This window comes from Acinetobacter sp. CAU_H_78 (assembly GCF_058599365.1).
In genome coordinates, this window is record NZ_CM178652.1 from 339,501 (window position 1) to 365,263 (window position 25,763).

Sequence of the window (25,763 nt, forward strand, 5' to 3'; positions counted from 1 at the left end):
AAACAGACCATGTGGAATATCACTCGACATCTGATCATCATATGTATGCTGATGATGAGTCATTTGACGTGGGCTGAAGTCGCGACTGCTACGGATACAGCAGAAGAGGTTGTGGTTGCGAGTAAAATTCTGAAAGATCAGCAGCAAAACAATCAGCAAGCCCAACCCCCAACAGACTCTGAATCAACCGTTCAGCAACCACAGATTGCCAATGATATGGCAGAAGGTCAGGTTCAGCGCGACTTGCCCAGCATGAATGAGCCGGTGATTGATCAGGCAAATTTATTAACAGCAGCAGAAAAACAGCAACTTAGTCAACGAATCATCAATCTTTATCAGGCAGATAAGGCTCAGATCGGCGTGGTGATTGTACCTACCACGGGCCAGGAAGATATTTTTGACTATTCCATGCGTGTGGCGGATCGCTGGCAATTGGGCTCAAAAGAACATGATAATGGTTTGTTAATGACCATTGCGGTAAATGACCATCGTATCCAGATTTTAACTGGATATGGGTTAGAAGGTGTTCTGCCGGATATTGTGGCTGGACGGATTATTAATAACAAAATTACACCTTTGTTTAAGCAGGGTCAGTATGCACAAGGGATAGATGCGGGACTGGCAGAAATCGAGCGTATTTTAAATCTGGATCCTGAGATTGCAGCTCAAGCAGCGGCTGAGCTTAAAGAGCGTCAGGAGCAGGCTTATAAAGCGCAGCAAGCATCTCAAGCGACTTTTGGTTCGGTTATTTTTATTATCGTCGCTGGTGTCATTGGTTCCATGATCTTTGGCAGGAAGCTGAGTGCAGCGACTGCTGCAGTAGCTGGTACCGCAGCTGGATTAGTCAATGGTATGGGATTGGTCGCTAGCCTATTAATTGGTGCTGGAGTTTTCTTTTTGCTCGTGACCTCACTTGCTCAGTTAATCCTGCATGCCTTTATGGCAGGTGGAGGCCGTGGCGGTGGTAGTGGGCGTGGTGGTTTTGGAGGCGGCGGCTTCGGTGGAGGCGGCGGTGGTTTTGGTGGGGGAGGAGCATCAGGCTCATGGTAACAACTACAGATACAACAGATATTGTCACGCAGCCTAAGCTGGAAGAACATGCTCAACCAAGTTTTAAGCGCTGGCTTAAGCACTTTTTTTATATGCCTGCAACCAAACGGTTTTTCTCCAAGCAGGATCAGCATGCGATTGCATTCGCTGTAGAAGAAGCAGAGCATGGGCATGTGGGGGAAATTCAAGTCGTGATTGAAGGGTGTCTGCCTTCTCGTTCTGCTTATTACCAGGATACGCTTTGTCGTGCCCGCCAGCTCTTTGCTGAACTAGGGGTTTGGGATACAGAGCATAATAGTGGTGTACTTGTATATTTAAACCTCTGTGATCATAAAGTTGAAATTGTGATTGATCGGGGAATTAAGCAGGCAACTACACAAGATGTATGGGATCAGATTTGTGAAAATATTATTCAGCAGTTGAAGCAACAGAAGTATAAGAATGGGGTGATTTTGGGTGTTAAGCAGATTGGAGAAATTTTAAATCAATACTATGATCGAAAAATGGATGATTTAAAGAATGAATTAGGGAATAAACCCATCATTCTAGGGTGACTTTAGTCAAATAAATGACAATTTTTGTCAGTTATCTACACAAAATGAAACCTAAAAATAACAAATTGAAAAATATTTTTTTAAACTGCTGTTTTTTCTGTCAAAATTATTATAATAAAAGTTGGCACATTTAGTGCTAAATACAAAATAGGCTAAATTAGCTTTTGCTTAAGCTTATAAATAAACAAAAAAACATTTGTGGAGAATGTTATGAAAACTATGCAAAAGGGTTTCACCCTTATTGAATTAATGATCGTGGTAGCGATCATCGGTATTCTTGCTGCGGTTGCACTTCCTGCTTATCAAGATTATACAATCCGTGCTAAAGTTTCTGAAGCGATTTTAGCAGGTTCTACTTGCCGTACAACGGTCTCAGAAGTATTCCAATCATCTTCTGGTTCTTTACCAGCTGCTGGTGCATGGGGATGTGAAGCTGGTAGTGCTGCTTCGGCTGCAACTAAATATGTGCAATTTGTAACTACTACGGAGCGAGGGGAAATTGCTGTTAAAACTTCTGCAGATACCAGCTTAAAAGATGCAGCAAGTAAAATGATTTATATGATCCCTACAGATAATGCTGGTACATTATTAGCTGCTCAAGGTGGACAAGTAGTAAATGCTTGGAAATGTGGTGTATCTGGCGCTACAGGAACCCCAGCGATCACAGCTACAACTGCACTTGCATCTAAATATTTACCAGGTTCATGTCGCGGTCAATAATAGATTATATATAAAGAGAGGCTTAGGCCTCTCTTTTTTTATGGATATATAATGAAAATTACCTTACTATTACTCATCACAGTTAGTGCATTTTTGAGTTGGCTGAATCCATTTCATTATGGGATTTGGGTGACGGCTCATTCAGAGTTTTTTATTTTTTTCAGTCTAATTAGTCTATTAATTTATCTGTTGTATACACAAAAAAAAATTACATTTCTATATTCGGATTTGATTTTTTTAATAATTGCTATAATTCCTTTATTTCAATATTGCTTTGGGAAAATTATATTTTTTGGTGATGCTCTGCTTGCATGTATATATATCTTAAGTTTTGTTTTTGTGCTCGCAACGGGAAGAAATTTAGCAATCATTCCGGAGCAACGTGAAAAAAGCTTTATTATATTTTCAGGACTGATAGTATTTTCTGCTTTAGTCAGTTTTTATGCTCAAATTTCACAATGGTTTATGTTTGGAAAATATATTGTATTTATTTCTGAACTCCCACCAAATGCAAGACCTTCTGCAAATTTTGCACAACCAAATACATTAGCTACTTTCTATGTATTAAGTATTTTTTCTTTAATTTATTTATATGAGAAAGGGAGGGTTAATACCTTAATTACTTCAGTGGCGCTAATAGTTTTAATATTTGGTGTCGCACTAACTCAATCTAGGACACCTTGGGTATTTATTTTATTTTTTATCATTTGGTGGTGGTGGAAGGGTAGGTTATTACAATCGACTAAAATAAAAACCAAGAATGTATTTTGTTGTGTCAGTGTTTTTGTTTTATTTACATTTCTAGTACCTTATTTTTCGGAAATCCTTCTATTATCAGCATATTCTTTGGAAGATCGTATTAATGGAGGAATGGCCCGTATAAATATGTGGCAACAAATGTTAGTGGCGATTTTAAATCAACCAATTTCAGGATATGGTTGGCAACAAGTGGGGCTTGCTCAAGTAGAAACGACTTTGCAATATCCATATTATGAGTGGACAGAACATGCACATAATATTTTGTTGGATTTACTGGTTTGGAATGGTATTCCACTAGGTTTAATTATAATATTTTTTATATTTTCCTGGTTATTTAAATTTATTCAATATGCTAATAAAATTGACAATTTTTGGTTTTTATCAGCAATAGGTGCAGTAGTTGTACATGGTATGTTTGAGTATCCTTTAGAGTACGCTTTTTTTCTATTACCTATAGGATTTTTATTTGGTTTAATTCAAGGAGAAACATCGCTTAATTCTGAAGGGATTGTACTAAAAAAGAAAGCATTTTTAATTTTATTTTTTGGAGGTATTTTATATATTGTTATTTTTATAGACTATCTAAAGTTAGAAAAAGACATGATGTTAGCACGTTTTGAAATTCTAAATATAGGTGAACTGCATGCAGATAAACAATCACCAAATATTATTTTTTTAACTCAATTAAAAGCAAAAATTGCGTTAATGAGAACTCAGCCAAACGAGTATATGAGTGAAATAGAAATTAACAAAGTAAAAGAAGCGACGTATAGATATGCTTCATCTTCTGCACTTTATCGTTACGCACAAGTTTTGGCGCTTAATGGTCAAGAAAAAAGTGCACAAGATCACTTGGATATTTTGGAAAAAATGCACGGTAAAAAATATTCTCTGGCTTCATTATATGATGTACAGCCAACCTTAGCATTTGAATGGATGAATTCAGGAGCTTCCAAATGACTATTAATAATAGAATTAGATTTTTTATTGGTCATTTTACATTATCCATATTTATTGCATTTTTGGCTTTAGTACTAGTATTCTTGTTTTGGTATCCATCTCCGCTTGCACAAGCAGTAGGGGTAACGCATTTATTTTTAATGATGCTAGCGATAGATGTGATCGTGGGTCCAGTGCTTGGCTTCATTGTTTATAAAGAAGGCAAGAAAACTTTAAAAATGGATTTGGCTATTATTATTCTGATTCAGCTCTCAGCGCTGATCTATGGTTTGTATAGTATTGAAAAAGGGCGACCAGCCTATATTGCATACAACATAGATCGCTTTGAACTTGTCCGTAAGAACGAGATCGCGAGTAATGATTATCAACACAATGACAATTTTGGATCATATCCAAGCTATGTGGCGGTGCAATATCCAAAAGATCATAAACTAAAAGAAAAAGTCATGTTTGATGAAGTCTTTGGCGGAGTGTCTTTAAGTCAAAGACCTGAGTTTTACCAAGCACTAGAGAGTGCTAAGCAACAGATGACGGAAAAAGTGCTTAGTTTGAATGATTTATCAAAATATAATTCACCTTTGCAGGTAGGTAAAATATTATCAAAATATCCAACAGCCATTGGTTTCTTTCCACTAAAAGCAAATAATTTAGATATGACTGTATTGGTGGATAAAGAATATAAAGTCATTAAAATCGTCGACCTCCGCCCTTGGAACTAGTCTAATGTCGCACGATCAAAAAAGCAGATTACCTATTAATCTGCTTTTTTGATTATCATGTGTAAAATTTCTTTTTCCTGAACTACACATGAAATTAACGCTTGCCCTTATCGCAGCAATTCTGATCGCCCTGGCATGGCTTATGCCCATTCATTACCGGCCTTGGGTGACTTATACTGGTGAACTCTATGCCTTTTTTGCGCTATTTACATTAGCTGCAATTTGCTTAAAAGAAAAACTCAAAATTCCTGCGGTCAGTCTGTCCTTATTAGTGCTTGCCTGTGTCCCGCTGATCCAATTTCTTATGGGACAGGTGTTTTTCTTTAGCGCCGCCATATTGGGCTTTATTTTCGTGTTTAGCTTTTGGCTGGCTAGCGTGTTGGGTTATCACTTTTCAACAGGAAACTATGACCGAGAAGAAACTTTTACCAACTTAAGCTATGTATTTTTAGTTTCAGGAACAATCACAGGTTTAATTACTTTGTGTCAGTGGACTAACTTGGATGCAAGCTTACCTGGTATGGTTAATATCAGTGGTAATCAGCGACCTTATGCCAACTTTGCTCAGCCGAACAATATGGCGACTTTTTTGGTCATGGCATTGATGAGCTGTCTTTATCTGTATGAGAAGAAAAAAATCCAGATTAAATGGTTATTTGCATGTGCGGCAATCATTGTTGTTGGCATGGCTTTAAGTCAGTCACGAACTGCATGGGTGGCTGCGATTACGATTATCCTTTATTTAGCTTTCTATCAATATAAAGGTGTGATCCGTCTGAAATGGTATTACAGTATTATATGGTTTGTTTTCTTTATTGCATGTATTGCTGTTTTTCCATTACTTAGCCAGTTAGCTGCTCAGGCGATAGATGCAGATGTGGTACAAAGCCGCGATGTAGTAGCACGTGCGACAGGCGATATGTCTCGTTTAGCGATTTGGCAGCAAATGCTAGCGGCAATTCAGGCACAGCCATGGTTTGGATATGGCTGGTATCAGACCAGTGTTGCCTTTGTCTCGATCAGTGATACGGTGCAAGGTCCAGTTTGGATTCGAAGTGCACATAACTTTATTATTGATTTCTTACTATGGAATGGGCTGATTGTTGGTCTGCCTTTTTTAGCCTATTTCGGCTATTTAGGTTATCAGCTTCAAAGATGGGTGAAAACTCCTGAGTCTGTCATTGGTATTTTAATGATTGGAGCTTTTCTTACTCATGCCATGTTTGAGTTTCCACAGCACTATGCCTATTTCCTTTTACCGGTTGGGTTTATTATTGGTACGGTTCTAGCCCAAAATCCGAATATTAAAACCGTTAGTTTGCCCTCTGTAGCAATGAAAATCATTTTTGGATCTGGGCTGCTGTTATTGATTGTGATCTATCGGGATTATGATGTCGCTGTACCAAAACTTGGGCAAAGTATTCGTTATGAGCAACAGCCTGAAAAAATCACCAATCAACAGCCAATTTATTTATTAACAGAATTTAATCATCGTATTGACTGGATTCGTCTTAATCCTTATAGCAAAGCATCTCCTCAACAGGTTCAAGCAGGTGAGCAGATGGTATTAAGTTATCCGACTAAGTATAACCTGATCAAATATGCCAAATTACTGGCTTTTAATGGCTATGAAGATGAAGCCAAGCATCAGTTGCAACGCTTAAAAGTCATTCAGAAAACCGAACTCAGTTATGAGGAATTAGTTCAGGATATGCCAAGATAAATTCCATATAAAAAGCCAGCAATTGCTGGCTTTTTTATTGATTCATTTTAGGTTTAGAGCTGGCTTTGAATATAGTTTTCGATACCAACACTTTCGATGAGATCTAGCTGAGTCGTAGTCCAGTCCAGATATTCCTCTTCTTTTTCCAGAATTTCTCGCACTAAGTCTCGAGTCACATAATCCATCTGTGTTTCTGCCAAAGCTACAGCCTGCTGAATGACTTCAATATTTTCTTTTACTTTGCGTACATCACAGTGCAGTACTTCTTGAGTATGCTGGCCAATATATAATTTGCCCAGATGTTGCAGGTTTGGTAAGCCTTCCAGAAATAAAATACGTTCAATGATTTTATCGGCGTGCTTCATCTGGCGGATGGATTCTTTATATTCTGCCGAACCCAGTTTTTCAATGCCCCAGTCATTAAACATGCGTGAATGCAGGAAATACTGGTTAATCGCTGTAAGGTGGTGATACAACACCTGGTTCAGCTGATTAATTACATCACGATTGCCTTTCATCGTATCACTCCATATAGCCTGTTGACCCATTTATCGCTATGGGTTTTTGATTAACTTATCTTAAATCATTCGAGCGAGCAATGGCGAGTAATTTATTGAACTGCAAATGAAAATCGCAATCAAAAAGCTTCAGGTGAAATATAAAGCAATAAAAACCCGCCAGAGTCAGAGGCGGGGGAGGAGTAATGATACGAGACCATTGATTTTATAATTATCGTTATCCGCTTTAGGCAGCAACAGCCAGCCGGGCAGCAATCTGGGAAATTTCATCACTGATGATCATACGGGCTTCTGGAGCACAACGACCACAACAAGTACCTAAGTCAAGCATTTCACGTACATCACGATAACTTTCGGCGCCATTTGCAATAGCATCTTTAATGTCTTGATCTGTAATGCCACGGCATAGACAAACGTACATAGGATACAACCACAGTGAATAAATAAGATAAGAGATATTATTGATAATTGTTATCGTTTGTCAATAAAAATCATTTGAAAATGCTTTTTATAATGATTGATGATTTAGATAAAAAAATACCACCTGATAGGTGGTATCTCTTAATTCAATGTAACTTATTGATTGATAACAACGATGCCATCCATCTCAACTAAAGCACCTTTCGGTAAGCTTGCTACTCCTAAAGCAGCACGTGCCGGATAAGGTTGAGCAAAGTATTCCCCCATAATCTGGTTGACGAGCTGAAAATGAGAAAGGTCAGTTAAGAAGATATTTAATTTCGCAATATCAGCCAATGAGCCACCTGCTGCTTCACAAACCGCTTTCAGGTTATCAAAAACACGACGAATCTGAGCTTCGATGCCTTCAACCAGTTCCATACTATATGGATCCAGACCAATCTGGCCGGATAAATAAAGCGTATCCCCGACTAGAATTGCTTGTGAATAGGTGCCTATGGCAGCTGGGGCATTTTCAGTATGGATCACTTGGCGGGACATCAATTTCTCCTTTTATCATCAACATACATCATATTAGATCAATTCAACTGACAAAAGCATTATCGTTTTAAATGATTAACTGGCTTTAGAGGTTTCAGCAATATTGAGCGGCTGTTCTAAGCGGGTAATACGTGGAAAACCAAAATGCATGCGTAAATCACGAATAATCTTGGCAATCTGTTTACGGTTATGCACCACAATATTTACATAAGTTTTGCCATCATAATTACGTACCATCTCTACACCTGTATGGCCTTTACGACATTGATAAATCAGATCAGAAATCTGTTCATCGTCCATGGCCTGATCAATACAGAGATAGGCAGTAAAGCTGACATCATCCAGATCTTCAGTCGTCCATTGTAGAGGCATAATATTTTCAGGATGCATATGTTGTTCCTGCAATAAATTATGACATCGGGCACGATGTACAATCAGGCCACGACGAGTCAGATGGCCTTGAATTGGATCACCAAGTACCGGGTTGCAGCAATGCGCGTATTTAACATCTACACCTTCTGTACCCTGAATAAGACGACCTGAACTATTCGCATTTTGATGCTGGTCATGTGCGAATAAATGGTTGGCAACCAGTTGAGGTAATAAGTCACCTACAGCAATCTGCTCAAATAGTTGCTCTTTAGTCGGGACATGACGCCATTCCAGTACATTTTTCCAGTCAGCTTCGGTCAGATCACGAATAGAACACTGAAAAAGTTTTAAGGCACGGTTAAGGGCCTGTTGACCCACAAGGCGCTGTTCATCAATGTCCTGATCACGCAGGATATTCTGAATGGCACGACGGGCTTTTTGGGTATTAATAAAGCTGAGCCAGTCCGGGTTTGGGGTTGCAAGAACATCGGTGATGACTTCAACCACCTGACCACTCAATAATGGCGTAGAAAGCGGCTTGGTTTCACCATTAATTTTGGCGCCAATAGCATGGTTACCGAGGAACAGGCTGGCAGCATAGGCAAAATCAACTGCAGTCGCACCTTGCGGTAATTCATGCAGATGACCGTGAGGGGTATAAACCCAAATTTTTTCTTGATGCAGATAATCCAGTAATTCACTGAACGTGGTTTTGGCACATTCACCATCAACTAGTACGTTCAGATTTTGCATGGATGCCTGAATGGCAGAGCGACAGGCTTGAGGGGCATTTTCACCAAGTACGACGCCAAAGCGTGCAGCTTTACGCATCAGTTCAGTTTGAATAGTCAGCGACAGGGTGGTCTTTTCGCCTTTTAATCGCATGGTTAACGACTGGTTGCCGCCTGGAAGGGGACGGCGAATATTGTCCTGATAATTTTGAACCGTAAAACTTTCAGTCAGGATATCGGCAAGGCGGTCACAGTCAGCAATACTCTGTAAGATAATTTCAAATGCGTGGCTATGGGTAAGCTCTTGTAGATCAATATCATTTTTTACAAAGTGACGTAATAGCTCGATATTATTGTTTTTCTTTTTAACCCGGCCTTCAATGGCATATTGCTGTAGTAATTCGTTAAGTTTCTGTTCCCACTTGGCCTGATATTCACAGCGTTTAGGCTTGGTCTCCAGAAGGGCAGCCTGGACATCGTTATACATATCCAGATCCAGATTCTGATAACAGAGATGTTCCAGATTATCTGCCATTTCATTCATGCCGACCAAACGTGCCATTGGAACGAAAATTTCAAAGGTTTCGCGGGCAATACGGGCGCGTTTATCCGGGCGTAATGCTTCCAGCGTAGTCATATTGTGATAGCGATCTGCTAGTTTCACAATAATGACACGTGGATCCTGTAGAGTCGCTTGCAGAATTTTACGGAAAGAGGCCGCTTTATTATATTCCTTATCACTAGAATGGCTGAGCTTGGTGACACCATCAACCAGCTCTGCAACCGTGCTGCCAAATTTTTCAGTAATGTCATCTTTATTGAAGTCGGTATCTTCAATGACATCATGCAGCAGCGCTGCCATTAAGGTTTCAGTATCTAGACGCATATGGGCCAGAATACAGCTCACTGCAATAGGGTGCAGAATATAGGGTTCACCACTTTTACGGGTAATGCCATCATGGGCAATATCGGCATAATCACAGGCCGCAAGCACACGTTCGACATCGCTTTCACTTAAGTACGCGTCGATGATGATTTTTAACTGTTGCTTAGCTTCACTGACCTGTGGGCCTGGCATAAAACACCTTTAAAACTGGATTTTTTAACAAATAAAACAGAGAAAGCTCGTATGAAATGTATAACATAAAGTGGGTCAGTTTTTTCATATCAACGAGTGAAAAATTTATACTGACTTTAGAGCTAACTCTTATGTTATAACCGTTCTGCGCAAAATATAAAAGTCACAGAACAAAAAAAGCCTAGTTTAAAACTAGGCTTTTTGGAATGGTTTATTCTTATTGGAAAGAAAAACCATCTAAATTTAGATTATTTGCAGAAAGAGCAAGGTCTAAACTTGAAGTTTGATAATCTTGATCACGTTGTTTCAAAATATCTTTTGATACATGACCTGCAGCGATTTCACGTAAAGCAACTACAGTCGGTTTGTCATTGTCCCATTCTACAGTTGGTTCAATGCCTTGACGTGCTAATTGACGCGCGCGTTTGCTTGCCACTAGTACAAGCTCAAAGCGGTTGTCTACATGGTCTAAACAATCTTCAACGGTTACGCGTGCCATAAGAATTCTCGTTTTGAATAGTAAATTTCAACAGACTGCACAGTATAAAATGCTTTGTCTGGAGACTCAAGTTTTAATCACTGTTCGCTTGGAGTAATTAGAGCCTGGATCAATTTTTCATGGCGGGTCGCTTGTTGGGAAAGTACCAGACGATTGGCGATAATCACAGATTCAAGATCATGTAATGCCTTATTAAAGTCATCATTGATAATGACATAATCAAAGTTGACATATTGCTGCATATCTTCGACTGCACAGCTAAGACGGTGTTCAATCACTTCAACAGAGTCTGTACCACGGTTGGAAAGACGCTGACGCAAATCAAACTGGCTTGGCGGAAGAATGAAAATCTGTTTAGATTCAGGAAAAAGTCGACGAACTTGTTGTGCACCTTGCCAGTCAATTTCAAGTAGTACATCATGACCTTTAGCAAGTTGTTCTTTTACAGTCGCTTGTGCTGTGCCGTAATAATTACCAAAGACTTCAGCATATTCTATAAAACCACCTTCTTCGACCAGGTTTAAAAAGTCTTCTTTAGTCGAGAAATGATAATGTACGCCATCTAGTTCGCCAGGTCGTTGACCGCGTGTCGTATGAGAAACAGAAACATGAAGATTGTTGACGCGTTCAAGTAATGCTTTAACGAGGGATGTTTTGCCCGTTCCAGACGCTGCAGAAACGACAAACAAGAGACCCGACATGATATTTTTCCTGATATGATAAAATATCTTCTCTATTTTAGAGTAGACCGGCTTTAAACTAAATAGTTGTACGTCGATTGTTTTACATTTATTTCAATTGTAGCGCCATAAATTGAGTGAGTATTGAGGATTTCTATGGAAATTGTTTTAGCTAACCCGCGTGGTTTCTGTGCCGGTGTGGATCGTGCCATTGCGATCGTGAACCGTGCCCTAGAATGCTTTAATCCACCCATTTATGTGCGTCATGAAGTGGTTCATAATAAATTTGTGGTCGATGACTTACGCCAGCGTGGCGCAATCTTTGTAGATGAACTCGATGAAGTGCCAGATGACAATATCGTAATTTTTAGCGCGCATGGTGTATCTAAAGCAGTCCAGCAAGAAGCGGAACATCGTGGTCTAAAAGTGTTTGATGCCACTTGTCCTTTGGTGACAAAAGTGCATATTGAAGTGACCAAATATGCCCGTGAAGGCATTGAAGCGATCCTGATTGGTCATGAAGGTCACCCGGAAGTTGAAGGCACCATGGGGCAATATGATAAACGTAATGGCGGTGACATTTATCTGGTCGAAGATGAAGAAGATGTTACTGCTTTAGTGGTACATAATCCTGAAAAAGTCGCTTTTGTTACTCAAACAACTTTGTCAATTGACGATACAGCGAAAGTCATTGATGCACTTCGCAAAAAATTTCCGAATATTCAAGGTCCACGCAAAGATGATATTTGCTATGCGACACAAAACCGTCAGGATGCTGTACGTGATTTAGCTGCACGTTGCGATGTTGTGTTGGTTGTAGGATCACCGAATTCATCGAATTCAAACCGTTTGCGCGAACTCGCGGAACGTATGGGTAAAGCAGCTTATCTGGTCGATAATGCAGATGAGCTCAAGCAGGAATGGTTTACCAATATTTCTAAAATTGGGGTAACTGCAGGTGCTTCCGCCCCGGAAATTTTAATTAAGCAGGTGATTCAGCGTTTACAGGATTGGGGTGCACAGGCACCCAAAGAACTGGATGGGCGAGAAGAGAATATTACATTTAGTCTACCAAAAGAGTTACGTATTCCTGTAACACAGGCTTAAATTGTTAACTATTTAACAATTTATTTTTTATTAAAAAATAAACAGATAGCTATAATATGACAGTTATCTGTTTTTTTATGCCTTTTATCTACTCTGTGTAGGTTTTGTAAAATTTATAGATATTATTTTTAATAGGGTGAAGTTTTGGAGTTGGGGAAGAGTGTGCAAAAGAATAAAGGTTTTACGTTAATTGAGCTCATGGTGACAATTGGGGTGCTTGCTATTATTGCAACGCTGGCAGCTCCTTCCTTTGGCAATCTGATGAATCAACAAAAATTAAAAACAAATGTCATGGATTTAAAATCTCAATTGCAATTAGCGAGAAGCCAAGCATTATTAACGCGTGCTGCAACAGTGGTATGTATAAATAAAAGCAATACAGATGGGGATATTACCTCTACTACTTGTGCTCAGAAACTTCCAGGGTTCGGTTCATTGTCAACTGCTTTAAAGTCCTCAAATGTATTTATTGTGGAGCGAGATAATAAGGTTGTCTTTGATGCATCTATTAAAGATGATTTTTTTATATTTAATAATCTTGGTAAAACCTCATCAAAAAAAGTAAAGCTATGTAGTGGTAGCAAGTCTTATACATTGACATTGTCGGCAGCAGGGACAGTAGAAACTGAGTCAGGGGACGCATGCTAATGAAGGAAGTTATTCGATCTCAAAAAGGCGTTGGTCTGATGGAAGTCTTGGTTTCTCTCTTTATATTGTCTATTGCAATTTTAGGCTTCGTGGCCTTACAAGTAAGAGCAACAGTAGCTACTGAAGAATCGATTAAACGTTCTGATGCTTTAATTATCTTAAATGGGTTAGCGGAAAAAATGAGGTTAAATCCAAGCGCGGTCTCAACTTATAAAGAAAGTGCTCCTTCCTCACAGCCTTCCTGTGTAGCTAATAAAAATTGTAATGCTGCAAATCAAGCTAGAGCAGATTTGTATATGTATACAGAAAATGCAAAAGCTAAAAATATATATTTACAAGTTGTCGATTGTCCTAATACCTCTAATTTACAAAATCGGGCCTGTATTATTGCGGCGTGGAATGATACTGAGCCTGAACAAGCTACGGATACAAGTACAACTAAATCATGTCTAACATCAACTGGTAAATATGCTGATAAAGCAGATTGCTTAATATTAGAGGCGTATTGATATGAATAAAATTCAAGGTTTTACGCTAATTGAATTAATGATCTCTCTGGCTTTGGGGTTAATTCTTGTTGCTATTGCTATGCAACTTATATTAAGTGGTCAGTCAAACTATAGAATTCAACAAGCCGCAGCTACTATTCAAGATAGTGGGGTATTTAGTCTTAATGCGGTAACAAAAAACATACGTCTTGCTAATCATGGAAATGCTGGGGCCATCAATGATGAAACTCTATATGGTGGAATAGTTTTATCAGCACAAAGTGCAAAAAATATTACTCCTGTAAGAGATGGCAATCTAAATAATCTGAAAGTAGGTGGAACTCTGCTTAACTCTGCTTCAGCAATCTCTGCAAGTGAAAATGATGCTAGTGGTTTTGGTTCTTTAGATAGTGATCAGTTAGTCATTATTTATCAAGCACCAATGCAAATGTTTACTTGTACTGGGCGTACTGCACAAGGACCTCAACGTACAGTAGATACTACAGAAGGATCAATTAAACTGTACAAAGGCTGGTTTGTTGTAGAACGTTACTATATTAAAAAAAATACAGCAACGAACTCTGCTGATTTGTATTGTGCCGATGCAATGTTTTTAGCTAAAGGTGAGGAAATACTTGCTGGCAGTGGTTGGACTGCAACAGAGGTATTAGACCGAGACTATAGCCAATTATCAGGCGAGTTAGTTGCTCCTAATGTTGACTATATGCACGTGCAGTTAAATGTGAGAAATTCTGATGGCACTTACGGAACTATGTCAATTGCAGATTATCAAAGTTTACCGGTAACCACCACAACTCAGCGTCCATCGATTACTGGTATAAATATAGGTTGGTTAGTCCGGTCAAGTCAAAAATTACCTTCTTTAGATGTTAGGCCATATCAGGTTTTAGATACAACTTTAACTCCACCAGATGATAAATATATGCGGCATGTTTATACAACAAGTGTTGCACTTCGTAATGGTGGTGTAGGAGTGATGCCATGATCAATAAAAAGCAACGTGGTGCAACACTCATTGTGGTAATGATTTTATTACTTATTATTAGCGTGATTGGATTATATGCGATTCGTCATAGTTTATTTAGTTTAAAACTGGCGACGAATGCTCAAGTACAAGCTTTATTAATGCAAACCTCTGATGTGGCTTTAAGTCATTTGGAGCGAAATTTTAACCAAAATGAGGCGACCAATATCGCTAGAACGCCTGTAGGGCAAGTGTTATTGAATGGTAATCAAGGAAAAGAACTACAGTTTTGTTATAAACCTACAGAAATTAACTCAACTAATAAATCTCTAAAAAATAGCATGTTTTTTAATCTAGGAGATTTTAGGGTTATTGAGCGCAAGGCAGCCAATTCAGTGTTAGCCGCAGAAACAGTTAGTTCAGGTGATATAGATGCATTTTGTGATCCTGAAACGATGTTTTCAATTAGCCGTAAAGCGTTAGTTACTCAAGTAGCTGTAATCAATCCAGATGATCCTGCAGTTGAATTAAACCGATTTGATCTAACAGCACAAGGCACAGATTTAAAAGATGTGAATGTAGAAACTAAGCGTGTCAGAGTAATTGTTACAACACTTGCTCCAGCATTATCTACAGCATCTGTTAGCGAAATTAAAGCATGTTTAAAAACACGTCTTTTAGATGATGTTTCACTACGTAATCAAGCGGATTTAACCACAGGTCAAGTGAAAGTGGAAACAGCACATGAGTGCTTAAGTAAACTTGGTGTTCCAGTAAATACCCAAGTTGCGGAATATGTAGTTAATTTGTCTGAAAGTAGAACTTAAGCCAGGAAGAATTGGGGAAATAATATGAAATTAAAACCATTAGTTAGAATGATGGCAACGCTTCCAATTATGGCTTTGCCAGTTATACCAGCATCACATGCCAGTGATTTAAGTATTTATAAGCCGAACTCAGGCGGAAAAACCTCAATTTTACTCATGCTAGATACATCAGGCAGTATGGGGATTAGTTCTTTGGTACTCCCTGATAATAACAGTTATGGTAGCCCAGGTGATGTAGGTAGACCTTTATGTCAGCCTGAACCTGTAAAGGAAAGGGATGGTGATAACTCTAATCCTAGCATATATTTTACACAATGGCTTTATAATGCTGTTGACAACAGACCAGGTAGTGATACCAATGGGAAGACAGCATTTAAAAAGACTGTGACTATAGGTGGCGAAGTCATTCCTTACTACTTAAGAGGTTGTGGTACTGCATCTATAGATGCTAATGGTGTGTTGGTTGAAGCAGATAATGGAAAATTTGACCGTTTATCTCGTTTAAAAGATGCAGTGATTCAACTCTTGGCTAATTCAGAGTTAAAGGATGAAGTTAGAATTGGCTTAGGTCATTTTTCAGCTAAAACAAGTATTAAAATAGGTGATGCTCCTTCAACAGGTAATGCAGATACAAGAAGAGAGTTGATTGATGGACACTCAGGCAAAATATTAGTACCAGTAGCTGAATTAACCCTTGATCAAAGAAAACGATTGATTAAAGAGCTTGCAGCAATTGAATCAGTTGATACTCAAACCATGGGGAATGGAGATTCAGCACCAAAAATAATAGTCAAGGTTAGAAATAATAGGGGGCAGCTTGTTGATCGAGAGGTTCAACAGGATTTAACGTTAACGAGTAAGGCGTATCCTAATACGTTCAAAGCATCCAGTGGTACACCAACTGCGCATGCCTATGCTGAGGCAGGTGCTTATATGATGGGTACGAGCACAGGTACTTTAACTCCTCCTGATAAGCTTGGTGTATTGTATGATGGGTCATCTATAATTAGAAACACGAATACTGGTGAGCAACTATATTATGTTTGTGTAGCACTGGATGGGAAAAAAGGTACTGCTCTAGGTGCAACATCGATGTTTTGTGATAACCAGTGGAATAGGGGGATGGATTCTGCTTACCCAGGAGTTTTTTATGACTCAACCACTAAAGGCCCAGGCGCACGGCGGGTTAACAATAAGGATGAGTCAGTTAAAATTTATAAACCAGATGGAAATGGGGGGTGGCGTTTAGTAGCGCCTGCAGATTATAAAAATGAACCAGAGGTTCAGGCACACCTTCTGAAAAAATACAATGCTAATACTGATAGTATCAATAGTGTTTGGACATTACATAAATCATTACCTGTAGGATGGCGTTGGGGCGGGTGGATGAAAGTAGAAAATGAGCCAATGGATATTGAACCAATTGGTGCGAAAGTTTGGGGTCATCATGATAATTATGTAAAAAATATGGTGTCTTACCGAACTAGTCCATTCTCAATCGCTGCAGATAATAGTGATAACTTGGTAGGTGGGTTTTATTATTCTCATGCTGACACTAAAAATGGCAACCTATATAAAGCAGCAGGTGTGGCATCACAATGTAATGGTAATGGTATTTACTTCTTAACTGATGGTGCTCCAAACTCGACTAAGAATGATATGGCGAAAGCCATCATGAATAGAACGCTAGGAGACTCATATAAATTTAATAATACACTACCTTCAGATACGCTAACATCACCACGATTACAAGCCAGTGTATTTACAGATGAAACAGGAGGGTGGGAGTACATTGGTGCTTACGCTAAAAAGTTGAAAAATTCGACTCAAAACCAAGCGAACATGTCAATTAAAACTGCTGTGGTTGGGTTTGGTGCATCTTTCAAAGGAATACCAAAAAATGCTGATGGTACTTACAACTGTGAAGCGGTAAAAGATACCAATAAAGATGCATATAACGCCTGTAAATGGGGCAGTGATGATTATGGTGATGGCGGTTTCTATTATGCAGAGAATGTGGAAGATATTCAGCAGAGTATCTTAGACTTTGTTAGCAAAGTTGAAGTGCCATTTACGGCAACAAGCCTTGGTACTGTTTCAGTTCCCCGTGATCCTTTAGACCAAACACAGATTGCGACAGAAGGATTTTTCCCAATGATCAGCCCGTTCGATGATTCTGAAGCGGCTGTCAACCAAAAACATATGGTTTGGGCAGGCAATTTAAAAAAATATAAAATTGTCGATGGAACGTTGAAAGATAAAAATAACAATTCAATCTATACAACAGTTAATAATCAGCAAAAAATTAATAGTACTGCTCAGGATTTGTGGTCGATAGCAGTATCGACAGAGGATCACTCGGATGTTATGAGTGGAGGAAGCTTAGATAAAATTCCTGTGCCATCTCAACTGAATGAGCCAAATCAACCTAGTAAAGCAAATAGTGTGCGTAATGTTTATACTATAGATGGCACGGCACTGAAAAAAGTGACGAAGGAGAATATTGCCACCGATGTTACGGGTGCTAACGCTCTTTCTAATACTATTTCTGCAAGTCAGCGTTATGCTTTATTGAATTACTTGGGCTATGCAGCACCTATCCCAACAACTACTCCAGCGACTTTGACAACGGCACAGGTTAATGGTTTTGCAACTGTGCCAGCATCACCATATCGCTATATGGGAGGTGTGGTTCACTCTACACCTGTTCTGGCGACTAAAGAGGCAAAAATTGGTTCAGGCGCTAATGCTGTTGAGTCACGTGAAGAGTATGTTGTATATGGATCTATGGAGGGTGGACTACATATCGTAGATGCATCCACAGGTGAAGAAAAATCAGTGTTTGTGCCGAAGGAAATTCTAACCAATCAAGCAAATGCATTAGCAAGTAAAGAACCAAAAGGGGCTGGACTAGTGTATGGTGTGGATGCCCCTTGGGCGATTGATGCACAATATAAAGTAAAAAATACTACTTCAGATGAAACCATAACTACAGCGTATGAGGCGAGTGTCTTACGTGCTTATGGTGGTCTGCGTATGGGGGGTATTGGGTTTTATGGACTTAATATTAAGTCTGTAACTGCACCTGAATTATTATTTCATATTGATCGTTCGACTACGGGTTTTGATCGTATAGCACAAATCTGGAATAAGCCAACTATTACTGAAATACGTCATGAAGGAAAACGCAAGCGCGTATTAATTTTGGGTGGTGGCTATGATGCAGAAAAATATGAAAATGAAACGGTAGAAACACCGTCATCACTGCCAACCATGGGAAATGCATTGTATGTGATTGATGCTGAAACTGGTGAGTTAATATGGTCAACAAGTTCTAGTATTAGTGCAACAAATACTACTGATAAAACAAAACATGTAGATGTAAAATATAGTGTAGTGGCTCAACCAGCTGTGCGGGATTATGATTCTGATGGGTTAGCAGACATGATCTATTTCGCTGATTTAGGTGGGCAGATTTTCCGTGTCGATTTAAACAATTTGGCACATATGAATGACACGAAGAAAAATATCGCAGTACGTGTGCAAAAGATCGCTAATCTGGCAGAAACTAACTTTGTGCCACGTTTTTATGATCGTGTTACTACAGCTGTATTTGGTAATGGTTCTGAACGACATGTATTCATTTCTGTTGGATCAGGAAACAGGAGTTTCCCATTAAAAGGTTCACCTGTTAAAAATAAAGTTTATGGGATTTTAGATTATGATGCAGCAAAAAATGGCATAGAAAAGACATCTTATACTGGGTCGTTCCAAGCCGTTGCCACTATGGGTGATACAGGCAATATGCTGAACAGAGGAAGTGTTGGTAAAAATAGTTCTGGAACAGATACTTTAACTGTTAATGGGTTAACGGTATCTACAAGTAATGGTGAAACCACCTTAAATGACTCGAATAGAGTATTATTAGAAAGCAGCGGAACAAAACGTGGTTGGTATTTTGAACTTATTTCTCAAGGTGATGGAACACCTGCGAATAATTACTATGCTAAAGCATTTGAAGAGCCACAGCTTGTCATGGGGGACTTGTATGTCAGTATCTATGATCCTAATGCATCACTTGGCACTGTTTCGGATAATTCATGTGGTGGGGGCGTTCAGGGATTATCGACAATCCATCGCATATGTGCACCATACGGAGACTGTGCAGCACATGTCACCACGGCTTATCAAGGTATCATTGGGTCGACATTAGGTGGATTAACAAGTCCAGCGCGAACTACGCAGTTAATTGGTCCTATTGCGCCTGCTGGGGAGAAATGTGTAGGGCGTTGTGATACTAATGCACAAACAGCAGTAGACCAATCACTGAGAAAATATTCACAACAACGTGTGATCCGTCCGACACGCTGGTTTGAGTGGTAAGGAGGACGAATGCCTAAAAATTTGAATCATGGTTATACTTTGATTGAGTTAATGATTGTGGTTGTGATCGTTGCAATATTTGCAGCGATCGCCATGCCTAGCTACCAATATTTCGTAGCTAAAACGTATGAAAAAGAAGCACAGGCAGAAATGCAAAAACTAAGTGAAAGATTGGAGAACTATAAAGGAAAACAACTTACATACGCTGAATTTATACCTGAGAATCAGGAGGGGACAAATAAAGGAGTTATACATTTGCCCTATGGGAGTGGTAGTGATTTTAATTACAAAATTATGATTGTGGATATTAATGACTCTAGTAAAAGTTTAGAAGATACAGAGTTAGGTCAAGGGTGGAAAATCATAGCTATTCCTAGTCAGACGAAATCTAATGCCCTGCGTCGAGCAAAATCATTTCTGCTCAATTCGAGAGGTTTTAGTTGTGAAAGTGATACTGTGTTGACGGTTTCAAGTAATACATGCTGATTAGGGTAATTAAATGAAAAAAAATAATGCTTTTACATTAATTGAACTTATGATTGTAATTGCTGTGATCGCTATTATTGCTGCAATTGCATATCCTAGTTATCAGTCTTATGTTAAACGAGTCAAGCGTGCCGAAGTGCAAGCCTATTTGATGGAACTTTCGCATAAAGCACAAAGTTATAAATTGGCTAACCAAACTCTTAATGGATTAACAATAGCTAAAATTGGTAGTACTGTATTTCCGCAATCTGGTAATGCTAATTATAATATTAGTATTCAATTATTAAATAATACTAAAAATTTACCGGTACATTATATCTTGGTAGCGACACCACTCTCTACGAGTCCGCAAAAAGGTACAGGGATAATAACTTTAACATCTGCCGGTGAGCAATGTTGGTATAAGAATAATGATACCGCGAATGTAGTAGCAAGTGTGGATGCTGATAATAATCCAATACCAGCAACTGTGTGTACTGCTAAGTGGGAGGATAAATAAATTCAAAATTGTGGATAACCAACTTTTGATCTTTCATTCAGGGCAAACTTCGCGTAAAATATTGCCCTCTATGAAAGGGGTTTGAAGTGTTCCGGTGGTCGGTACATGAATAATCCGTAAAAACTATAAGGTTCTATCATGGTTGTTATTCGTCTTGCACGCGGTGGTGCTAAAAAACGTCCGTTCTATCAAATCATTGTGACTGATAGCCGTAATGCACGTGACGGTCGTTTCATCGAACGTATCGGTTTCTTCAACCCTACAGCTCAAGGTAAAGCAGAAAAACTTCGTTTAGATGCTGACCGTTTTGCTCACTGGGTTTCTCAAGGTGCTCAACCTTCTGAACGTGTTGCTTCTCTAGCTGCTCAAGCTAAGAAAGCTGCAGCTGCTGCTTAATTTTAAGGTAGCAGGTAGCCCATGACACCAACACAGAATGTTCCCGAAGATCGTATTCAGATTGGACAGTTACGTTCAGCATATGGATTAAATGGGTGGCTCTGGGTCTATTCCAATACAGAACCTATGAGCAACATATTTGACTACCTTCCTTGGTACATTGAGACCAAAGCAGGATGGCAAATTGTCGATGTAAAACGTTGGAAACCGCATGGCAAGGGCCTGGTTGTTTCGCTGAAGGGTGTGAGTGATCGCACCGCAGCAGACGGTCTGGTGGGTGCTAATGTCTGGATCTCTAAATCGCAACTGCCTCAACCAGGCGTGGACGAGTATTACTGGTCTGATTTGAAAGGTCTAACAGTGTTAGGTCTGGATGAAGAAGAACAGGAAGTGAATCTCGGTCAAATCCATGAAATGTTTGAAACAGGTGCCAATGACGTGATGGTAGTTCGCGCTACTGCTGACAGCGTCGATGGCGAAGAGCGAATGATTCCATGGCATAAAGATGTGGTACAGCGTGTTGATCTCGAAGCTGGTCGTATCTACGTAAATTGGGGCGTAGATTATTAATCCTTAACGGGATTAACGCAGCAGGAAAATGAGGAGTCTGCGGTGTTCTTTGCAGTCATTACGCTTTTTCCTGAAATGTTTGAAGCGATTACAGCCTACGGTATTAGCGGGCGCGCAGCAAAACGTGATTTGATGCAAATTCATTGTATTAATCCACGCGAATTTGCTGAAGGGAATTACAAACGGGTGGATGAACGTCCATTTGGGGGTGGTCCCGGTATGGTGATGATGGCTGAGCCATTAGCAAAAGCAATTCATCGTGCCAAAGAGCTTGCAGTGCAAGCGGGTGCAGTTAACGTTCCTGTGGTGTATATGTCACCGCAAGGAAAAACCTTAAATGAACCTGCAGTACAGGACTTCGTTAAATATGATGGCTTGATTGTACTGTGTGGACGTTATGAAGGTGTCGATGAACGTTTGATCCAGAAATATGTTGATCAGGAATGGTCGATTGGAGATTACGTATTATCGGGTGGCGAGCTCCCTGCGATGGTGTTATTGGACAGTATTATCCGGAGACTTCCGGGTGCAATGTCAGATGAACAATCTCACGTGCAAGACTCATTTGTGGATGGTCTTCTAGATTGCCCACAATATACCAAGCCAGACCATTTTGAAGGTATGGATGTGCCGGACATCTTGAAATCGGGACATCATGCCAATATTGAGAAATGGCGGTTTTTGCAGCGATATCAGCGCACTTTGGAACGCCGGCCTGAGTTGGTAGAAAAAGTTGAACTGACCAAGCAGCAAAAGAAATGGCTAAAAGATGAGCGAGGGTGAGTAAAGCATTGCTTTACCCGAGCGCAAGGCGAGAAGCTATGCTTCGAGCAAACTAAACTGCTTAATGTAAATTAAGTACATAAATAGGCTCTTTATGCATTGAAGCGGTCAAGCATAAAGGGAAAGTCAATCGGGTCTATGCGATTCAGCCTCTATACCCAGCGATAATCAGACCTCTTCTGACTCGCACATATTGGAGATACCCCATGAGCGGTAAGCATCCTTTAGTACAAGCTGTTGAAAATGCTCAGCTTAAACAAGACATCCCAGCTTTTGCACCAGGTGACACAGTAGTTGTCCAAGTAAAAGTAAAAGAAGGCGACCGTGAACGTCTACAAGCGTTCGAAGGCGTTGTAATCGCTAAGAAAAACCGTGGTCTGAACTCTGCGTTCACAGTACGTAAAATTTCTAGCGGTGTTGGCGTTGAGCGTGTATTCCAAACTCACTCTCCAATCGTTGCTAAAATCGAAGTGAAACGTCGTGGTGACGTTCGTCGTGCTAAACTTTACTACCTACGCGAATTGTCTGGTAAAGCTGCACGTATTCGTGAAAAATTGCCAGCTCGTAAACAAGGTTAATTTTAGCCTTGCTTATCTGCAAAAAAATGCGCCTTTAGGCGCATTTTTTATGTTTAAATTTTATAAACCTTGTAGTTTTAAACGATTAGCATGTTGACGATAAACATCTACAGGGTCTGGTGCGAATATACTCTTCAATCCGAGTACCTGGTTCACTTCATCCAGATGGTTCCAGTTATAGTTATCCCGAATCGTCTTACCAAACTTGGCACTACAACGGGCTACTAAACCGTCATTTTCTTTACCGCCATCAATTAAGAGGCTCGTGACTTTGAGTGCAGAGTCAAGATCCAAGAGATTGGTCACTGTTCCTACGCCAGTAAATGAATAGTTATAAATCTCTTTATTACCATATTTCCATTTATATTCACCTTCACCACAGGCCGTGGTGGGCATACCAATTGGATATCTCTGGTTAAATTTCGCAGAACCTGATGCCGTTAAACTACTTCCACCCGCAAGTGAATCATGCGGATAAGAGTTTGGATCCAGACCTTGGGCCCAGGTAATGGCTTTAGAAACCAGATTTATTGTGCCGACCAGTGGCGCTTCAATAGCAGTCCCTTCAGCTTTTAGAATCAGGTCTGCAACCGGCGAACCTTTGTGCGGTGCACCTACTGTGGTTAATGAAGCCACCAGTTTAGGTTCTGAACCAGCCACATAACGAATTGTTGGTCCACCATGTGAATGTCCGATCAGGTTGACTTTATCTGCTCCGGTAATTGCGGCAATTTCCTTAACCTGCTCCAAAAGCTGTTCACCACGAATTTCAGAGGAGTTAAAAGGGGAGACCCGTGTTGCCCAGACATTCGCACCATTACGGGCCAGATCAGGTAAAATCTGATACCAGTAATCCAGTCCAAACTGGTCAGTGCCAACCCGGATGAAACCCGCCATACCATGTGAAAATACAATCGGATATTTGGTTTTGGCATATTGTGAACTGGCTTTCGACGTCACCTGACTGGCCTGAGTGGAAGCATGAGCCGTGAAACAGGTCGCTGCCATGAGCAGACCTGCCGTTAATACTCCATATTTCATCATTATTTCCTCATTCTTGTTGTTGTGTTAAGGCGATCCTCGCCATAATGTGGGGAATAGCCAGCTGAAAAGCCGACCCATTAAGCGTTTTGAGTTTTTTATCTCCTTAGTTTTTTAAAGTGAAAATAACGAAAAGCCCTTATATCCGTAGATATAAGGGCGATGAAAATTATAGATTCTGAAGTTTTAAACGATTGGCATGTTGACGGTACATCGCCACCGGATCTGGAGCAAACAGGCCTTTAAGACCAAACATCATATTGGCCAGATCGGTATGGTTCAGTTTGTACTGGTCATTAATCACCTTACCAATAAATGCACTACAACGGGCAACCATGCCATCATTGTCTTTATTGCCATAAGATAAAGGGCCAAGCTGCATCAGGATGGTATCAATATCCAGTGCATTGGTCGCTTGAGCCACACCGGTCCAAGAATAATAATAGATACCGTTGCGATCTTTTGGTTTCAGGTTCTTATTACAATTTTCTGTTGAGGCTAAGACACCATCCTGCACCATCTGTTTAGCCACGCTGGCATTAAAAGAGCTAGAGCCAGTTTGGGTCAGGGATTTCATGGATGCATCGAAATCAATTTCCAGTTCGGGTTTGAACTGTCCCAGTGCAATGAGTGGCCCAATAATATAATCACCGAGAACATTAAAAGCAGTGCGGGTAAGAGTATTGTTCTGAATATCATCGGCCACTTTAGAGCCATGATAGGTGCCTGCAACCCCTGTAATGGATGCAATCTGCTGCGGTCGAGTTGCTGCCACATAGAGTACTGTCGGACCACCATGTGAGTGACCGATGAGATTGACTTTTTCCTTCCCCGTAATTGCCAGCACTTCATCGACCTGATGAATGAGCTGTTCACCACGGTGAGTCGTGGTATTGGCAGGCGACAATTGGGCGGCAAACACGGTCGAGCCATTACGAGCCATATCCGGCAGAATCTGATACCAGTAATCTAAACCAATGGTATCGGTACCTATGCGTTGCCAGCCTAACCAGCCATGCACCATTAGAATGGGATACTTGGTTTTGGCATAGTCTGATTTGGCTTTTTCAGTGACCTGAACTGCACTTGCTGCTGCCTGGGTTTGTGTTGAAAAGCCAAAACCGAGACCTGCTGCCAAGGAAAGTGCCAGCATCTGTGTTGTTTTAATAAAAGTACGCATAACCGTTCCTTTGTTCATTTTATTGTTATAAAAAGCAATCATTGCTCGGGAGTATTGATGCGCGATAAATATTGAAGTTGGATGTCTCGATCATGCAGACCTAATCTTCAATCACGTGCAAAAATTATTATTTTGAAGCAGAAGCATTTTTTCATGCTGATGAGCCAATTCCATGTCATTTTGGGCCATGCCCGGTGAGCATTTATAAGTTCATAAATTTGCAATTTATATACGTATGTATTTTATTGTTAACTCTTTGAAATCTAAGATTAATAAATTTTTGGACTGAAATAGTTGGAAACAAATAACAATGTTAAAAAAAGTAATCAACCCAATAAATTCAAGGCTTTCAGAGGGAAATGACTCGGTCAAACTCTCAAAATAGACGGTCAGTGTTACTGTTTTTTATAGAAAAGATGAGGTAAAAAGAAAGAGCGTAGCAGAAGATATTCGACGCCGTGGCAGTACT

General features: G+C 39.9%; 26 protein-coding genes. 18 read left to right on the forward strand and 8 right to left on the reverse strand.

What is annotated here, in order from left to right; all coding sequences use genetic code 11:
- The first annotated feature begins 9 nt into the window (after positions 1-9).
- The 6 genes from AC4MCD_RS01585 (at position 10) to AC4MCD_RS01610 (ending at position 6,485) form a co-directional block, all read left to right on the forward strand.
- Positions 10-1,050: a TPM domain-containing protein gene (locus AC4MCD_RS01585; RefSeq protein ID WP_491876469.1), complete on the forward strand. Its 1,041-nt coding sequence runs from the start codon at positions 10-12 to the stop codon at positions 1,048-1,050.
- Positions 1,044-1,604: a TPM domain-containing protein gene (locus AC4MCD_RS01590; protein WP_491876470.1), complete on the forward strand. Its 561-nt coding sequence runs from the start codon at positions 1,044-1,046 to the stop codon at positions 1,602-1,604. The genes AC4MCD_RS01585 and AC4MCD_RS01590 overlap by 7 nt, the downstream gene beginning before the upstream one ends.
- Positions 1,605-1,814: 210 nt before the next feature.
- A complete protein-coding gene (locus AC4MCD_RS01595) occupies positions 1,815-2,324 on the forward strand; it encodes a pilin (protein WP_491876471.1) in 510 nt (169 codons plus the stop codon).
- Positions 2,325-2,375: 51 nt separating this feature from the next.
- Complete coding sequence (locus AC4MCD_RS01600; RefSeq protein ID WP_491876472.1) at positions 2,376-4,043, forward strand: PglL family O-oligosaccharyltransferase; 1,668 nt, start codon at positions 2,376-2,378, stop codon at positions 4,041-4,043.
- The gene (tfpZ, locus tag AC4MCD_RS01605) at positions 4,040-4,762 is read left to right on the forward strand and encodes a TfpX/TfpZ family type IV pilin accessory protein (RefSeq protein ID WP_491876473.1); all 723 of its coding nucleotides are present in this window, start codon (positions 4,040-4,042) and stop codon (positions 4,760-4,762) included. The genes AC4MCD_RS01600 and tfpZ overlap by 4 nt, the downstream gene beginning before the upstream one ends.
- Before the next feature lie 88 nt (positions 4,763-4,850).
- Positions 4,851-6,485, forward strand: coding sequence for a PglL family O-oligosaccharyltransferase (locus AC4MCD_RS01610; RefSeq protein WP_491876474.1), 1,635 nt, complete (start codon positions 4,851-4,853; stop codon positions 6,483-6,485).
- Between the two features lie 53 nt (positions 6,486-6,538).
- Here the strand turns inward: AC4MCD_RS01610 and bfr are convergent, their stop codons facing one another.
- The 6 genes from bfr to gmk all read right to left on the reverse strand — a co-directional run bounded on the left by bfr (position 6,539) and on the right by gmk (position 11,344).
- A complete protein-coding gene (gene bfr, locus AC4MCD_RS01615) occupies positions 6,539-7,003 on the reverse strand; it encodes a heteropolymeric bacterioferritin subunit Bfr (protein WP_175966220.1) in 465 nt (154 codons plus the stop codon).
- A 226-nt stretch (positions 7,004-7,229) separates the two neighbouring features.
- On the reverse strand, positions 7,230-7,424 hold the full coding sequence (locus tag AC4MCD_RS01620; RefSeq protein WP_004787097.1) for a bacterioferritin-associated ferredoxin: 195 nt from the start codon (positions 7,422-7,424) through the stop codon (positions 7,230-7,232).
- Positions 7,425-7,579: 155 nt separating this feature from the next.
- Positions 7,580-7,963, reverse strand: a complete 384-nt coding sequence (locus tag AC4MCD_RS01625; RefSeq protein WP_005233608.1) for a RidA family protein — start codon at positions 7,961-7,963, stop codon at positions 7,580-7,582.
- Positions 7,964-8,038: 75 nt separating this feature from the next.
- The gene (locus AC4MCD_RS01630) at positions 8,039-10,144 is read right to left on the reverse strand and encodes a RelA/SpoT family protein (protein ID WP_004787093.1); all 2,106 of its coding nucleotides are present in this window, start codon (positions 10,142-10,144) and stop codon (positions 8,039-8,041) included.
- Between the two features lie 217 nt (positions 10,145-10,361).
- Positions 10,362-10,643: a DNA-directed RNA polymerase subunit omega gene (gene rpoZ, locus AC4MCD_RS01635; protein ID WP_004650579.1), complete on the reverse strand. Its 282-nt coding sequence runs from the start codon at positions 10,641-10,643 to the stop codon at positions 10,362-10,364.
- 77 nt (positions 10,644-10,720) lie between these two features.
- Positions 10,721-11,344 (reverse strand): guanylate kinase, encoded by a 624-nt coding sequence (gene gmk, locus AC4MCD_RS01640; RefSeq protein WP_004787090.1) that lies wholly within the window; start codon positions 11,342-11,344, stop codon positions 10,721-10,723.
- Positions 11,345-11,479: 135 nt separating this feature from the next.
- Between gmk and ispH the strand changes: the two genes are divergently transcribed.
- The 12 genes from ispH to rplS all read left to right on the forward strand — a co-directional run bounded on the left by ispH (position 11,480) and on the right by rplS (position 23,073).
- Entirely contained in the window at positions 11,480-12,430 is a 951-nt protein-coding gene (gene ispH / locus AC4MCD_RS01645; protein ID WP_491876475.1) for a 4-hydroxy-3-methylbut-2-enyl diphosphate reductase, read from the forward strand.
- Between the two features lie 162 nt (positions 12,431-12,592).
- Positions 12,593-13,078: a GspH/FimT family pseudopilin gene (locus AC4MCD_RS01650; RefSeq protein ID WP_491876476.1), complete on the forward strand. Its 486-nt coding sequence runs from the start codon at positions 12,593-12,595 to the stop codon at positions 13,076-13,078.
- Positions 13,078-13,587 carry a type IV pilus modification protein PilV gene (gene pilV / locus AC4MCD_RS01655; RefSeq protein ID WP_419224859.1) on the forward strand — a complete coding sequence of 170 codons (510 nt, stop codon included), beginning with the start codon at positions 13,078-13,080 and terminating at the stop codon, positions 13,585-13,587. The genes AC4MCD_RS01650 and pilV overlap by 1 nt, the downstream gene beginning before the upstream one ends.
- A gap of 1 nt (position 13,588) precedes the next feature.
- On the forward strand, positions 13,589-14,572 hold the full coding sequence (locus AC4MCD_RS01660; protein WP_491876477.1) for a PilW family protein: 984 nt from the start codon (positions 13,589-13,591) through the stop codon (positions 14,570-14,572).
- On the forward strand, positions 14,569-15,378 hold the full coding sequence (locus AC4MCD_RS01665) for a pilus assembly PilX family protein (RefSeq protein ID WP_419224857.1): 810 nt from the start codon (positions 14,569-14,571) through the stop codon (positions 15,376-15,378). The genes AC4MCD_RS01660 and AC4MCD_RS01665 overlap by 4 nt, the downstream gene beginning before the upstream one ends.
- Positions 15,379-15,402: 24 nt before the next feature.
- The gene (locus tag AC4MCD_RS01670) at positions 15,403-19,761 is read left to right on the forward strand and encodes a pilus assembly protein (RefSeq protein ID WP_491876478.1); all 4,359 of its coding nucleotides are present in this window, start codon (positions 15,403-15,405) and stop codon (positions 19,759-19,761) included.
- 9 nt (positions 19,762-19,770) lie between these two features.
- Complete coding sequence (locus AC4MCD_RS01675; protein WP_491876479.1) at positions 19,771-20,247, forward strand: type IV pilin protein; 477 nt, start codon at positions 19,771-19,773, stop codon at positions 20,245-20,247.
- Between the two features lie 13 nt (positions 20,248-20,260).
- Positions 20,261-20,746 carry a type IV pilin protein gene (locus AC4MCD_RS01680; protein WP_419224854.1) on the forward strand — a complete coding sequence of 162 codons (486 nt, stop codon included), beginning with the start codon at positions 20,261-20,263 and terminating at the stop codon, positions 20,744-20,746.
- Between the two features lie 138 nt (positions 20,747-20,884).
- Positions 20,885-21,142: a 30S ribosomal protein S16 gene (gene rpsP / locus AC4MCD_RS01685; protein WP_004826436.1), complete on the forward strand. Its 258-nt coding sequence runs from the start codon at positions 20,885-20,887 to the stop codon at positions 21,140-21,142.
- 21 nt (positions 21,143-21,163) lie between these two features.
- A complete protein-coding gene (gene rimM / locus AC4MCD_RS01690) occupies positions 21,164-21,712 on the forward strand; it encodes a ribosome maturation factor RimM (protein ID WP_004787070.1) in 549 nt (182 codons plus the stop codon).
- Positions 21,713-21,754: 42 nt separating this feature from the next.
- Complete coding sequence (gene trmD / locus AC4MCD_RS01695; RefSeq protein ID WP_491876480.1) at positions 21,755-22,495, forward strand: tRNA (guanosine(37)-N1)-methyltransferase TrmD; 741 nt, start codon at positions 21,755-21,757, stop codon at positions 22,493-22,495.
- A 206-nt stretch (positions 22,496-22,701) separates the two neighbouring features.
- On the forward strand, positions 22,702-23,073 hold the full coding sequence (gene rplS, locus AC4MCD_RS01700; RefSeq protein WP_004787066.1) for a 50S ribosomal protein L19: 372 nt from the start codon (positions 22,702-22,704) through the stop codon (positions 23,071-23,073).
- Positions 23,074-23,133: 60 nt separating this feature from the next.
- Here rplS and AC4MCD_RS01705 read toward each other — a convergent pair whose 3' ends face one another.
- Both AC4MCD_RS01705 and AC4MCD_RS01710 read right to left on the reverse strand, forming a co-directional pair.
- Positions 23,134-24,114, reverse strand: coding sequence for a lipase family alpha/beta hydrolase (locus AC4MCD_RS01705; RefSeq protein ID WP_491876830.1), 981 nt, complete (start codon positions 24,112-24,114; stop codon positions 23,134-23,136).
- Positions 24,115-24,283: 169 nt separating this feature from the next.
- Positions 24,284-25,294 carry an esterase/lipase family protein gene (locus AC4MCD_RS01710; RefSeq protein WP_491876481.1) on the reverse strand — a complete coding sequence of 337 codons (1,011 nt, stop codon included), beginning with the start codon at positions 25,292-25,294 and terminating at the stop codon, positions 24,284-24,286.
- Positions 25,295-25,763 lie beyond the last annotated feature (469 nt).

Bases quoted from the DNA above. Each gene is read 5' to 3' on its own strand.
- AC4MCD_RS01590 (WP_491876470.1), top strand. From the start codon at position 1,044: ATGGTAACAACTACAGATACAACAGATATTGTCACGCAGCCTAAGCTG.
- AC4MCD_RS01600 (WP_491876472.1), top strand. From the start codon at position 2,376: ATGAAAATTACCTTACTATTACTCATCACAGTTAGTGCATTTTTGAGT.
- AC4MCD_RS01665 (WP_419224857.1), top strand. From the start codon at position 14,569: ATGATCAATAAAAAGCAACGTGGTGCAACACTCATTGTGGTAATGATT.
- AC4MCD_RS01710 (WP_491876481.1), bottom strand. From the start codon at position 25,294: ATGCGTACTTTTATTAAAACAACACAGATGCTGGCACTTTCCTTGGCA.
- bfr (WP_175966220.1), bottom strand. From the start codon at position 7,003: ATGAAAGGCAATCGTGATGTAATTAATCAGCTGAACCAGGTGTTGTAT.
- pilV (WP_419224859.1), top strand. From the start codon at position 13,078: ATGAAGGAAGTTATTCGATCTCAAAAAGGCGTTGGTCTGATGGAAGTC.
- rimM (WP_004787070.1), top strand. From the start codon at position 21,164: ATGACACCAACACAGAATGTTCCCGAAGATCGTATTCAGATTGGACAG.
- AC4MCD_RS01620 (WP_004787097.1), bottom strand. From the start codon at position 7,424: ATGTACGTTTGTCTATGCCGTGGCATTACAGATCAAGACATTAAAGAT.
- tfpZ (WP_491876473.1), top strand. From the start codon at position 4,040: ATGACTATTAATAATAGAATTAGATTTTTTATTGGTCATTTTACATTA.
- rpoZ (WP_004650579.1), bottom strand. From the start codon at position 10,643: ATGGCACGCGTAACCGTTGAAGATTGTTTAGACCATGTAGACAACCGC.
- rpsP (WP_004826436.1), top strand. From the start codon at position 20,885: ATGGTTGTTATTCGTCTTGCACGCGGTGGTGCTAAAAAACGTCCGTTC.
- AC4MCD_RS01630 (WP_004787093.1), bottom strand. From the start codon at position 10,144: ATGCCAGGCCCACAGGTCAGTGAAGCTAAGCAACAGTTAAAAATCATC.
- ispH (WP_491876475.1), top strand. From the start codon at position 11,480: ATGGAAATTGTTTTAGCTAACCCGCGTGGTTTCTGTGCCGGTGTGGAT.
- AC4MCD_RS01595 (WP_491876471.1), top strand. From the start codon at position 1,815: ATGAAAACTATGCAAAAGGGTTTCACCCTTATTGAATTAATGATCGTG.
- AC4MCD_RS01660 (WP_491876477.1), top strand. From the start codon at position 13,589: ATGAATAAAATTCAAGGTTTTACGCTAATTGAATTAATGATCTCTCTG.
- AC4MCD_RS01670 (WP_491876478.1), top strand. From the start codon at position 15,403: ATGAAATTAAAACCATTAGTTAGAATGATGGCAACGCTTCCAATTATG.
- AC4MCD_RS01680 (WP_419224854.1), top strand. From the start codon at position 20,261: ATGAAAAAAAATAATGCTTTTACATTAATTGAACTTATGATTGTAATT.
- AC4MCD_RS01585 (WP_491876469.1), top strand. From the start codon at position 10: ATGTGGAATATCACTCGACATCTGATCATCATATGTATGCTGATGATG.
- rplS (WP_004787066.1), top strand. From the start codon at position 22,702: ATGAGCGGTAAGCATCCTTTAGTACAAGCTGTTGAAAATGCTCAGCTT.
- gmk (WP_004787090.1), bottom strand. From the start codon at position 11,344: ATGTCGGGTCTCTTGTTTGTCGTTTCTGCAGCGTCTGGAACGGGCAAA.
- AC4MCD_RS01610 (WP_491876474.1), top strand. From the start codon at position 4,851: ATGAAATTAACGCTTGCCCTTATCGCAGCAATTCTGATCGCCCTGGCA.
- AC4MCD_RS01625 (WP_005233608.1), bottom strand. From the start codon at position 7,963: ATGTCCCGCCAAGTGATCCATACTGAAAATGCCCCAGCTGCCATAGGC.
- AC4MCD_RS01705 (WP_491876830.1), bottom strand. From the start codon at position 24,114: ATGAAATATGGAGTATTAACGGCAGGTCTGCTCATGGCAGCGACCTGT.
- AC4MCD_RS01675 (WP_491876479.1), top strand. From the start codon at position 19,771: ATGCCTAAAAATTTGAATCATGGTTATACTTTGATTGAGTTAATGATT.